This is a genomic window from Psychroflexus sp. S27 (genome assembly GCF_002810405.1).
Taxonomy (GTDB): domain Bacteria; phylum Bacteroidota; class Bacteroidia; order Flavobacteriales; family Flavobacteriaceae; genus Psychroflexus; species Psychroflexus halocasei_A.
In genome coordinates, this window is record NZ_NEXQ01000018.1 from 89,089 (window position 1) to 100,890 (window position 11,802).

The 11,802-nt window shown below is 32.1% G+C and carries 14 protein-coding genes; 10 read left to right on the top strand and 4 right to left on the bottom strand.

All coding sequences use genetic code 11. The annotated features are described in order from the left end of the window. Positions 1-26 precede the first annotated feature (26 nt). The 5 genes from murB to CAP47_RS02625 all read left to right on the top strand — a co-directional run bounded on the left by murB (position 27) and on the right by CAP47_RS02625 (position 4,124). Entirely contained in the window at positions 27-1,004 is a 978-nt protein-coding gene (murB, locus tag CAP47_RS02605; protein WP_238140934.1) for a UDP-N-acetylmuramate dehydrogenase, read from the top strand. 22 nt (positions 1,005-1,026) lie between these two features. After that, positions 1,027-1,230 (top strand): membrane or secreted protein, encoded by a 204-nt coding sequence (locus CAP47_RS02610; protein WP_093241958.1) that lies wholly within the window; start codon positions 1,027-1,029, stop codon positions 1,228-1,230. An 8-nt stretch (positions 1,231-1,238) separates the two neighbouring features. Beyond that, complete coding sequence (locus tag CAP47_RS02615) at positions 1,239-2,348, top strand: glycosyltransferase (RefSeq protein ID WP_192869924.1); 1,110 nt, start codon at positions 1,239-1,241, stop codon at positions 2,346-2,348. A gap of 6 nt (positions 2,349-2,354) precedes the next feature. Next, on the top strand, positions 2,355-2,897 hold the full coding sequence (locus tag CAP47_RS02620; protein ID WP_100775263.1) for an RNA polymerase sigma factor: 543 nt from the start codon (positions 2,355-2,357) through the stop codon (positions 2,895-2,897). Positions 2,898-3,116: 219 nt separating this feature from the next. Then, positions 3,117-4,124: an ornithine cyclodeaminase gene (locus tag CAP47_RS02625; protein WP_100775264.1), complete on the top strand. Its 1,008-nt coding sequence runs from the start codon at positions 3,117-3,119 to the stop codon at positions 4,122-4,124. A gap of 84 nt (positions 4,125-4,208) precedes the next feature. Here CAP47_RS02625 and CAP47_RS02630 read toward each other — a convergent pair whose 3' ends face one another. Further along, positions 4,209-4,592 carry a rhodanese-like domain-containing protein gene (locus CAP47_RS02630; protein WP_100775265.1) on the bottom strand — a complete coding sequence of 128 codons (384 nt, stop codon included), beginning with the start codon at positions 4,590-4,592 and terminating at the stop codon, positions 4,209-4,211. A 301-nt stretch (positions 4,593-4,893) separates the two neighbouring features. Between CAP47_RS02630 and CAP47_RS02635 the strand changes: the two genes are divergently transcribed. From CAP47_RS02635 to CAP47_RS02650, 4 genes are all read left to right on the top strand, one after another. After that, positions 4,894-6,333 carry an SLC13 family permease gene (locus CAP47_RS02635; RefSeq protein ID WP_100775266.1) on the top strand — a complete coding sequence of 480 codons (1,440 nt, stop codon included), beginning with the start codon at positions 4,894-4,896 and terminating at the stop codon, positions 6,331-6,333. 69 nt (positions 6,334-6,402) lie between these two features. After that, complete coding sequence (rlmD, locus tag CAP47_RS02640; protein ID WP_100775267.1) at positions 6,403-7,815, top strand: 23S rRNA (uracil(1939)-C(5))-methyltransferase RlmD; 1,413 nt, start codon at positions 6,403-6,405, stop codon at positions 7,813-7,815. Between the two features lie 4 nt (positions 7,816-7,819). Beyond that, positions 7,820-8,302, top strand: coding sequence for a DUF6452 family protein (locus CAP47_RS02645; RefSeq protein WP_100775268.1), 483 nt, complete (start codon positions 7,820-7,822; stop codon positions 8,300-8,302). After that, entirely contained in the window at positions 8,268-8,987 is a 720-nt protein-coding gene (locus CAP47_RS02650) for a DUF6048 family protein (RefSeq protein WP_100775269.1), read from the top strand. Before CAP47_RS02645 ends, CAP47_RS02650 begins: the two co-directional genes overlap by 35 nt. Positions 8,988-8,999: 12 nt before the next feature. On the opposite strand, the gene CAP47_RS02655 is transcribed toward CAP47_RS02650, so the two are convergent. Continuing rightward, on the bottom strand, positions 9,000-10,160 hold the full coding sequence (locus CAP47_RS02655) for a class I SAM-dependent RNA methyltransferase (protein ID WP_100775270.1): 1,161 nt from the start codon (positions 10,158-10,160) through the stop codon (positions 9,000-9,002). A 158-nt stretch (positions 10,161-10,318) separates the two neighbouring features. Here CAP47_RS02655 and CAP47_RS02660 point away from each other — a divergent pair, with 158 nt between their 5' ends. Then, the gene (locus CAP47_RS02660) at positions 10,319-10,987 is read left to right on the top strand and encodes a ZIP family metal transporter (RefSeq protein ID WP_100775271.1); all 669 of its coding nucleotides are present in this window, start codon (positions 10,319-10,321) and stop codon (positions 10,985-10,987) included. 169 nt (positions 10,988-11,156) lie between these two features. Here the strand turns inward: CAP47_RS02660 and CAP47_RS02665 are convergent, their stop codons facing one another. Next, positions 11,157-11,357 (bottom strand): helix-turn-helix domain-containing protein, encoded by a 201-nt coding sequence (locus CAP47_RS02665; protein ID WP_238140935.1) that lies wholly within the window; start codon positions 11,355-11,357, stop codon positions 11,157-11,159. 26 nt (positions 11,358-11,383) lie between these two features. Beyond that, positions 11,384-11,802, bottom strand: a 419-nt coding sequence (locus CAP47_RS02670; protein ID WP_100775272.1) for a transposase, incomplete at its 5' end; no start/stop codon positions are given.

Below are 11,802 nucleotides of genomic sequence, written 5' to 3' on the forward strand. Positions count from 1 at the left end.
TCATCAGAAAAAAATCTCTTAAAGAGATGAATACTTTTGGAATAGATGTTCTTGCTGAGCAATATATTTCTATTTCAAAAGAGGAAGAATTACAAGAAGTTCTCAGACGCATTTACGCGTCTGAGATTTTTATTTTAGGCGGTGGCAGCAATATGTTACTTACCAAAAATATAGAAAAAACAGTTGTTCACATCAACCTAAAAGGCATTGAAATCCTTGAAGAAACTGATGATTACATTGACTTAAAAGTTGCTGCTGGGGAAAACTGGCATCAATTCGTGATGTTCTGTGTTAACCACAATTATGGAGGTTTGGAGAATCTTTCTTTAATTCCTGGTTATGTTGGGACTTCTCCAATTCAAAATATCGGTGCTTACGGCGTTGAGCTTAAAGACTGTTTTTTGTCTTGTAGAGCGATTCATAGACAAACATCAGATTTTAAAACGTTTACAGCTGAGGATTGCGAGTTTGGTTACCGTCAATCTGTTTTCAAAAATAAGCTGAAAGATCAATATATCATCACAAGTGTTAATTTTAGACTTTCTAAGAAGAACCACAAACTAGTACTTGATTATGGAACTATAAAAGAAACTTTAGCAAATAGAGCTATTTCATCTCCAACTATTAAAGATATTTCTGATGCTGTAATAGCGATACGTTCGAGTAAATTACCAAACCCAAACGAGCTTGGTAATTCTGGGAGTTTTTTTAAGAATCCCATTATTTCTGTTGAAGAATTTAAAAAATTATCAGAAAAAGAAGATTTACGTTATTATGAATTGCCAGATGGCACTTATAAAATACCTGCGGGTTGGTTAATTGATCAAGTTGGTTTGAAAGGTTATCGAGATGAAGATGCAGGTGTTCACAAAAATCAAGCTTTGGTTCTTGTTAATCATGGAAACGCAACAGGTAAAGATATTCTTAATCTATCAAAACTTGTGCAAAACAAAGTAAAAGAGCGTTTTAACATTGAATTACAACCAGAAGTCAACATATTTTAGTTAGATTCATTAAATTTGTATTATGAAATTATTATTAATTACACTCGTATTATTAGGCCTTGCAGTTGCAGGAATTGCAATCAAAATTTGGGGTAAAAAAGATGGTAAATTTGCAGGAACATGTGCAAGTCAAAGTCCTTACTTAAATAAGGAAGGGCAATCTTGTAGTTTTTGTGGAAAAACACCTGAGGAACAAATAGACTGCGACGGTTCTGATAAAAAATAAGCGCTGTCTTGTGGCTTAATTTTTTATTCATCATTTATGTTGGGGTATTTTTATATCAAATAGCCTTAAATCTCTTTTTTCTAAAAACAAAGCTAACTTCAAAAAGTCAAGTTTTAAAAGAAAATGATAATTCAGGAATTTCTATAATCGTTTGTGCTCACGATGAAGCATACAATCTAAATAAAAATCTAAACTCGCTCCTTAATCAGAAAGGAGTTTCATTTGAAGTTATTGTCGTTGATGATCATTCAACTGACGCTACTTTTTCAGTTTTAAAAGACTTTCAAAAAAAGAATCCTTTTTTAAAATGTATTCAACTCAATTCTAATCAAAAATCAAAGAGAAAAGCTTTGACTGCTGGCGTTAAGGCTGCCACATATGAAAATATTTTGGTCACTGATGCAGATTGCCAACCTGCAAATGAAAATTGGGCTAGTTTATTTCTGAATAAAATCACTCAAGAAAAGCAATTGATTTTAGGAGCCTCTCCTTACTATTTAGAAAAAACTTATGTTAATCAATTAATCCAAATTGAAACATTTCAGACAGCAATTCAATTTCTAAGCTTTGCCAAAAAACAAATGGCTTATATGGGTTTAGGTCGAAATATGGCTTTTACAAAGCAAGTTTTCCAAAAATATAGCCAATATGAAGTTGATAAAAACATGACCTCAGGCGATGATGATATGTTTGTGCAGCGTGTACCTCAAAAATATATTGACATCTTAACTTTACCTGAAAGTTTTACTTTTAGTCAAGGTAAACAAAGCCTCAAAAACTGGTGGCGACAGAAAAGAAGACATTACACCACTGCTCCATCTTATATACCAAAAGATCAAATTATACTTTCTTTAAATGGTCTAAGTTTATTATTATTTTGGTTATCAAGCATTTTCTTAATTTTTTATTCAATGAATGTATTATGTTATTCAATGAATGTATTATGGTTTGTAGCAATTTTTATCATCATAAAATCATTTGTTTTTAAGAAGCATCATAAGCTGAACAATCAACAAGAAATTAAGTGGTATTGGCCGCTATTGGATTTAAATTTAGTTATCTTTCAAACATTAATAATTTTACAAAACTTGTTTCACAAACCTAAATTCTGGTCTTAAGTAAGAATGGCATCCGACGAAATCAACATCAAAAAAGCTAAAGAAGGCAATCAAACTGCGTTTAAAAAATTACTTGATAAGTATTGGGATAGTGTTTATGCTTTTCAATTAAAACGTACACAAAATGTTTATGACACAGAAGAAATTTGTATTCAGACATTTTCACGTGCTTTTGATAAGTTAGATCAATATCAAGAACAATATAACTTCAAAACATGGTTGTTGACAATTTCGAAAAATATTCAAATAGATTTACATCGTAAAAAGAATATTAAAACATCTGATATTGATGCGAATAACGCCTATCAAATTGCTGACATTGAACCCACTGTTGAGGATAAAATAATTACAGAGCAAAATTTATCAAAACTACTTGAGCATATTAAAACTCTCAAACCACATTATCAAGAAGTGATTCATCTAAGATACTTTAAAGAGTTGAGTTATAAAGCCATTGCTGAAGAATTGAATCAACCCATCAACAATGTTAAAGTCAAGCTTTTAAGAGCAAAAAAACTATTGGCTGAAAGCATCAAAAAAATCGACTGAAAGTAATTCTTCTTATTAGTTCCATCATCACGCAACTTTATTATCAACTCTAAAAAACAGTTAAACTGTTTAAGAATGAAGCTCCTTAAAAAAAGTTTTTGATTTTATCTTAAAAATCATAGAATGTCTCTCCTTAAACGCTAAAAAAGCTTAAAACTGTCTCAAAAGGATTAATTTTTCTTACTTTTGCACCAGAATAATTAAATTAAAATACGCGAAATGAAAGCTTTACAGATTGAAGATATTAAAAAAATAGTTAGTACGATAGGATACCCAAAATTCTATAAAAAACTAATCAAAACCTTAGAAGAAGATTATTCAAACTGGGAAACATTTGATAAAACGCCTAGACTTGCAAATCACGTTCCTGATGGTGTTATTGAATTAATGCCGATTTCTGACGACAAATTATATAGTTTTAAATATGTAAACGGACACCCAAAAAACCCATTACAAAATCACATGACTGTTATGGGAACAGGGCAATTGTCTGAAATTTCAACTGGTGCACCTTTGATGTACACAGAAATGACATTATTAACAGCTTTAAGAACTGCTGCAAACTCAGTAATGGCTGCTAGATATATGGCAAAAAAAGAATCAAAAGTTTTGACATTAATCGGAACTGGAGCACAAAGTGAATTCCAATTCTTAGCCTTTAAAGAATATTTCCCACTTGAGGAAGTACGTTACTATGACACTGATGCTAAAGCAATGGATAAGTTTGAGCGTAACATGAAAAGTTTCGATATGAAACTAACACGTTGCGAAAGCGCTAAAGAAGCTGCTCAAGGTGCAGATATTATTACAGTATGTACTGCTGATAAAAGATATCAGACAATCTTAACTAAAGACATGATTACTTCTGATGTTTACATCAATGCTATTGGTGGAGACTGCCCAGGAAAAACTGAAATTGGTAAAGATTTAGTTGAATCATCATATATTGTTTGTGAATTTTTAGAGCAATGTAAAATTGAAGGTGAAATCCAACAATTGGCTGACGACTTTACTTGTACAGAGTTATATGAAGTTGTGAGAGGAGAAAAGAAAGTAAATGTTGAAACACATGGAACTATTCTTTTTGATTCTGTTGGTTTTGCTATCGAAGATTACTCTGCTTTGAGATTAACTTATGATTTAGCAAAAGAATTAAACATAGGAACTGAAATGAATTTTATTCCTGAACTTGATGATGTGAAAAATTTATTTCAATTAATGTCATAAATATATATATTGATATTTACTAAAAAAGCTGTCTCATTAATTTGAGACAGCTTTTTTTATGGTGAAATTTCTTCAAAATTAAATTTAATAACAGTCAGTTTTTGCTTTTTCCCAAAGCAACATGCCACCCCTAAGATCAGAAACATCTTTGTAACCTAAATTTTCAAGAATTTCAGAAGCTTTTCCACTTCTGTTTCCTGAACGGCAATACACTAATATTTCTTTGTCTTCAGGTAACTTGCTAAGTTGTTCTTTAAAATCATCATCAAAGAAATTGATTAAAGTTGAATTTTTGATGTGTCCATTTTTGTATTCTTTTGGAGTTCTAACATCGATAATCTGAACATCATCCGATTTCATTTTATCACAAAATTCTTGCGGACTTAAAATTTCATGTTTTTCCTGTGCTTGGATTTCAGATAAAAGTCCAAATGATAAAAAAGCGACTATTGTTATAAGAGTTCTCATTGGTTTTATAATTTTTCAGGTTGATAACGTCGTTTTAAATAAAATTTAAACAATGGTTTTATGCAATTGTATTTCAGCAAAGGATTTTAAATTTCCTAATGTTCTATCTAAATATTGTATCAACAAAAATAGAGATTTAATAGCTGATGAAAAGTTAAGACAATGTTTATTTTAATGACAGTATTTTTTTTTGAAATAGTCTTAATTTATATCATTAAAAAAACATATTGAAAAATAACTGGCTTTAGTCATGTTTTTAGATTAAAATAAAATTTAATTTTGGTATAATATTAAGTTTTCAATGAATCAAGACTCAAGATCATATTCGCGAAAGTTTTTCAATAAAATCAACTCGACAATTAATTGGAAAAGCAGATCTATACAATTTGTAACTTCTTTTTTAATTGCTTTGGTTTTAAATTATTTCATCAGCGGTGAAGCTCTAAATGAAGCGCAAAGCTCCGTACTTTTCATTCTTATTTTTGCAATCGGTTTGTGGGTAACAGAAGCAATTCCGCCTTTTGCCGTCGGTATTCTCATCATTGGTTATTTGGTTTTTACGATGAGTAATCTCGAATCAGAAAACGTGAAACAATACATTCAAACTTGGTCAGACTCTGTGATTTGGCTCTTTTTAGGTGGTTTTTTTATAGCCGAAGCTATGAAAAAAACGGCTCTTGATATTGCTTTACTTAAATTTTCAGTGCCTTATTTTGGAAATAAGTCTAAAAATATTTTATTAGGATTAATGATCATTACTGCTTTCTTATCAATGTTGATGAGTAACACAGCCACGACAGCGATGATGATTGCGAGCATCTCTCCTATTATTTATAAACTTGGCAAAAAAGCGCCATTGACAAAAGCTTTGTTGATTGGTATTCCTTCTGCAGCAGCAATTGGCGGGATGGGAACCATTATTGGTTCTGCGCCTAACGCCATTGCCGTCGGAGCCTTAGATGGCATTGGCATCCGCATTAGTTTTCTTGAGTGGATGATGTTTGGTATTCCAGTTGCTATGATTTTAATTATATTTTTTTGGCAGGCTTTACTTCAGAAATATAAAATCAAAACTAGTAATCTATCCCTTGATTTTCTTGCAAACGAACAACTTGAAATTGACAGTGAAAAAACTGAAGTTACTAAATTACAAACGCGAGTTACAATTATCATTATACTCACAAGTTTGCTTTTTTGGCTAACTTCGCAATGGACAGGCATACCAGTTGCTGGTGTTTCTGGAATTCCTATTGTTGGATTAACAATGTTTAGAATTCTCGATGCCGATGATATGCGAAAATTACCTTGGGATACCTTAATGCTAGTTGCTGGAGGTTTGTCTCTTGGTATTGCCGTTCAACAGCAAGGCTTAACCGATTACTTCATTAGTTTTATCAATTTAGAGTCTCTGAATTATTACGTTTTACTTTTCGTATTTGCCATCATTAGTGTTGTTTTTTCAAACTTTATGAGTAACACAGCAACAACAACTATTATGGTGCCTTTAGCACTTTCGGTCACGGCAGCTTTACCAGGAATTTCAGATGAAATTATTCCTTTAATTATCGCTTTAACCGCTTCTTGTGCATTGTTACTCCCAGTGTCAACACCACCTAATGCGATTGCATTCAGTACAGGAAAATTACAACAATCAGACTTTAGGTTTGGTGGTATTTTAATCGGATTTTTAGGCCCTATTATCGTGATTTCATGGATACTCCTCTTGCAATTATTTGTTTAAATATCATTTGCTTAAAAAGAATTTTACACTAAAAAACAGCAAATCCAAACAATGCCTTATTTTTGCGGCATGGCAAGAAAGAAAAATAAAAGAAAATCCTTCGAAGATATTGAAGTGATTGATGCAGGAAGTAAAGGAAAAGGTATTGGAAAAGCACCTGATGGTCGTGTCTTAATCATTGATAAGGTTGTCCCTGGCGATATTGTCAATGTACAAACTTATAAAAAACGAAAAGCTTATTATCAGGCTAAACCCACTGAAATTGTTAAAGCTTCAGATAAAAGAACAGAGCCAGTTTGTCAACATTTTGGCGTTTGTGGAGGTTGCAAATGGCAGAATATGGCTTATGAACATCAGCTTTTTTATAAACAAAAAGAAGTTGAAGAAAACCTCAACCGAATTGGCAAAATAGATTTACCTGAAACGCAACCAATTTTAGGAAGCCAAGAAATTTATTTCTATAGAAATAAAATGGAGTTTTCATTTAGCGATAGCCGTTGGCTTACTGAAGATGAAATCAATAGTGAAGAAACCATCAATGACAAAAATGCACTTGGTTTTCATATTCCTGGTATGTGGGATAAAATTTTAAATATTGAAAAATGCCACCTTCAAGCAGATCCTAGCAATGATTTAAGAAATAAGGTGAGAGACTTTGCTGATCAGAATAATCTTGAGTTTTTCAATCCACGTCACAAAACAGGCTTGCTAAGGACCATGATGATCAGAACAACTTCAACTGGTGAAACCATGGTCCTCATTCAGTTTTACGATGATTTAAAAGAAGAAAGAGAATTACTTCTTGATTATATTAAAGATGAATTTCCTCACCTAACTTCTTTACTTTACGTCATCAATCAAAAAGCAAATGACACAATTTACGATCAAGAAATTGTTTGTTATGCTGGTCGAGATCATATTTTTGAAAGCATGGAAGGCTTAAAATTCAAAATTACAGCAAAATCTTTCTATCAAACAAATTCAGAACAAGCCTACGAGCTATATAAAATCACAAGAGATTACGCTGATTTAAAAGGTGATGAACTCGTATATGATTTGTATACAGGAACAGGAACAATTGCTCAGTTTGTTGCCCAAAAAGCGAAAAAAGTCGTTGGTATTGAAGCTGTGCCAGATGCAATTGAAGCTGCAAAAGAAAATGCAAAAGCCAATGGAATTGATAACACAAGTTTTTTTGCAGGTGATATGCGAAAAGTTTTTACTGATGAAATTATCGCTAAAAACGGTCAACCTGATGTGATCATCACTGATCCGCCACGTGAAGGTATGCATGCTGATGTTGTTGCACAAATTCTGAAATTAGCTCCAGAAAAAATTGTTTACGTCAGCTGTAATTCTGCAACGCAAGCAAGAGATTTGGCTTTGCTAGATTCACTTTATAAAGTTGACAAAGTTCAACCAGTTGACATGTTTCCGCAAACACATCATGTTGAGAATGTTGTACGATTAAGTTTAAAATAAAAACATGAAAGCTTTTAAATATTTGTTTATTACTGCATTAACGCTTCTGCTTTTTAGCGCTTGCGAACGCGATGACATTTGTCCTGAAGATGCGCCAAAAACACCTCAGCTAGTCATTCAGTTTTTTGATGTTTCTAATCCTGAAATTCTAAAAAATGTTCCAAAACTCAAAATTGTTGCTCCTGGAAATGATACTTTGGATTTTGATACAACATCTGAAATCAAGCTACCATTAAAGACAAGCGAAAATATGACTGAGTATGATTTTATTCAGAAATCATTATCTAATAGTCCAAATGTTGACCGGTTAATTTTTGATTACGCAAGAACCAATGAATTTGTCAGTCGCGCATGTGGATTTAGAGTTGTTTATCTTGACTTTCAAGGAACACTTATCAACGACTCTAATGAATGGATTAAAGGCGTTTTAGTGGAAGAATCAAATATCAATAATGAAAATGAAACACATCTCAATATATATCATTAGTAGCTTCCTATTTTTAAGTCAAATGAGTTTTGCTCAAACACAAGATTCCATTACTTATAAGGAACGATACGGTTTAACATTAGGCGTCGATTTAAGTAAACTTGGGCGTTCATTTTTGGATGATGATTATGAAGGTTTAGAAATATTTGGTGATTATCGTCTCACAAAAGATCTCTATATCGCTGCTGAAATTGGTAATGAAGAATATACTTATAATGAGAAAAACTTAGTTTCAACTGCCGATGGAAGCTATATCAAAGCTGGTGTTAATTACAATGTTTATCAAAACTGGATTGGGATGCAAAACATTATTTATGTTGGTGGCCGCGTTGGTTTTTCTAGTTTTAATCAGACTTTAAAAGAATATACAATTTCAGCATCTCAAAATTATTTTGATCCAGATGTCAGAGTTGATGAAAAGAAATTTGATAACCTGACAGCGACTTGGGTTGAATTAAAAGCGGGATTACGTGTTGAAGTTCTCAGAAATCTCTACCTCGGTGCTCATGTGCAACTCAAAGTAGGAGTTTCTTCAACTGAACTTCATAATTTTGATAATCTTTATATTCCAGGTTTCCACAGAACTTATGATAGTTCAAGCATAGGGGCTGGCTGGGGTTACTCTATCAGTTACTTGATACCCCTATTTACGAAAACAAAATCTCAGAAAATAGACAGTGACTAAAAAACAAGATGATTAATCTTGTTTTTTAGCTTTCTTTGAACCTTTATAGATATCGTAACGCAATAATCGGGATTCAAGTTTTGCGTTAAAAACTTTTATTTTTCGAGAAGGTCTTAACCCAACATGTTTCATTGCACCACCTTCTACAACAGCAATAAACCAAGCCGTTGTGTCAGGATAACCCTGTTTAAGTGTATCTCCTATTTGACTATAAAATTCAGGAATATTAATATCTAAACGCTCTCCATAAGGCGGATTGAATAGCATGTGTAAGTGGCGATCAGATTCTTTTTCTGTTTCAAAGAAATCTTTCCTTTCAACATTTATAAATTCTGAAAGGTTTGCGTTTTTCACATTCTGAATTGCTTTTTCTACAGCAGAAGGCGCTTTATCATAAGCTTTAATTTTAAAATGAAAAGGTCTGATTTTCTTTAAAGCTGAAGCTTTTATTTTTTCGTAAAAAGAGCGATCAAATTCAGGCCATTTCATAAAAGCAAAATCTTCTCTGTTAATGTTTGCAGGAATTTGGCAAGCAATCATCGCTGCCTCGATCGCAATTGTACCACTTCCACACATCGGGTCAAGAAAATCACATTGACCATCCCAACCAGAAGCTAAAAGCAAACTTGCCGCAAGGACTTCATTAATTGGAGCAATATTGGTCGCAGATTTATAGTTTCTTTTAAAAAGAGGTTCGCCAGAAGTATTGATGCTCAAGTTGCATTGAAAACGATCAATATGTACATTTAAACGAAAGTCTGGTTCTTTAGTATCAATATTTGGTCGGGTTGAAAATTTATCACGAAAGCGGTCAACAATCGCATCTTTTGCTCTAAAAACAACATAGCGTGAATGATTAAAAACTTCAGAATTGACGGTTGAATCAATAGCAAAGCTTCCGTTTTTGTCAATATAATCTTCCCAAGGAAACTCATACAAACGTTGATAAAAATCTTGTTCGTTATCAATTCTAAAAGATTTGATGGGTTTAAGAATGCTAATTGCTGTTCTTAAGCAAAGATTAGCTTTATACATAAAGCCTGTATCACCTTCAAAACTCACGTGTCTCACGCCTTCTTTCACGTTCATTCCGCCGAGGTTCTTAATTTCTTTAGCCAAAACAGATTCAAATCCGTGTAATGACTTGGCGGTCATTGAAAAGTTTTCCATCATTATAAATTTTGCACAAAAATACATTTGTATCTTTAATCTTCCTTCTATTTAAGAAATAATACTTTATAAAATTTTTCATTTTACGAAGTTCAATAGAAATAGAAAAAAATTAATTAATATCTTTGCAAGCATTTTTTTTCAAACACTTAACTTTCTGGATGAATATTATTTTACCACCCATAATAGCTGTAGGTATTGGTTTTATCGCTGCTTACTTTCTTAATAAAAAAGATTTTTCTGTTAACTTACTTTTGGCTTTTAGTGGTGCATTCTTGCTTTCTATTACTGTTTTAGAGTTTTTACCCAGTATTTATGAAAGCGAAAACCCTGATGTTGGCTTTTATATATTAATTGGTCTTTTATTACAGATTATTTTGGAGTATTTATCAGGAGGTGCCGAGCATGGTCATTTGCATATTGACAAAAGCAAAACGACTTTCCCTTGGGTTTTATTTGTTAGTTTATGTTTACATTCATTTTTAGAAGGTTTGCCTTTACATCACGGACATCATTTAATGTATGCCGTTATTATTCATAAAGTTCCTGTTGCCATTATCATTGCTTCTTTTTTGTTTAAAACAGAAATGAGTAAAGGAAAAATTAGTTTCTTTTTGATTTTGTTTGGCCTAATGACACCACTTGGTGCTTTTATGCAACAATCTTTTGATTTCATAAGTACTTACAGTATTTATTTTGACGCCCTTGTTGTGGGTATTTTTCTGCATGTTTCAACCACAATTTTATTTGAATCTTCAAAAGATCATAAATTCAATTTATCCAAATTTGGGATGATTCTTTTAGGAATCGTGATTGCTTTATTGATTTAAAAGCCTTTAGGTTATCATAATTATTTTTTTATAAAAAATAAATAAAATAAGCCAGTTTATATCGCAAGAGCGAAGCTCATTAAAGTTTCTATGAGCATGTAACCATTTATTATATAATTACCTGCTTGAAAGCAGATAGTATAAAATACCCTATAGTTAGCAGATAAAATTAGTCATCAAAATAAACCTGTTTTGATTTCCTATACTCTGATGGTCTTTTCCCCATAATTTCATGAAAGGTATTACTGAAAGTCGGTAAACTGTTATAGCCAACTCTATTTGCTATTTCTGAAATATTATAATTAGGATTCATCAAAAGTTCCAAAGATTTAAATATCCTTAATCGCGTATAATATTTAATAAAAGACATACCTAAATCTTTTTTAAATAAACGATTTAAGTACACGACAAAAATTGAATTAGATTAAGGTCATATTTATTAGTTCCTGATAACAAGCATTTTGAGATATAGTCTAATCCATATCTGAAGACTGATATAGCTCTTCTTCCGTGTTTTTTGATTCTTATTGGTTTTATTTGAGTATCAATAAAGTCTCCAATTTTATAACACCACACAAATGCTATCATCACGAGCATGATTAACTTTTCCAGTCTTTCAGGGTGYGTAACGTGAGTATCTTCAAGATTGAACCCGCTGGTTTTAAGAGCCCTGAACAAGCTCTCTATCTGCCATCTTTTAGTATAATACTCTAGTGCCTCATCTGGTTTGTTGAATGATACTATAATGCAAAAGTCAACTTTTCCATCTTTAATGGATTTTGTGCCTGATAAGTAACAATATTCCCCGTGCATCC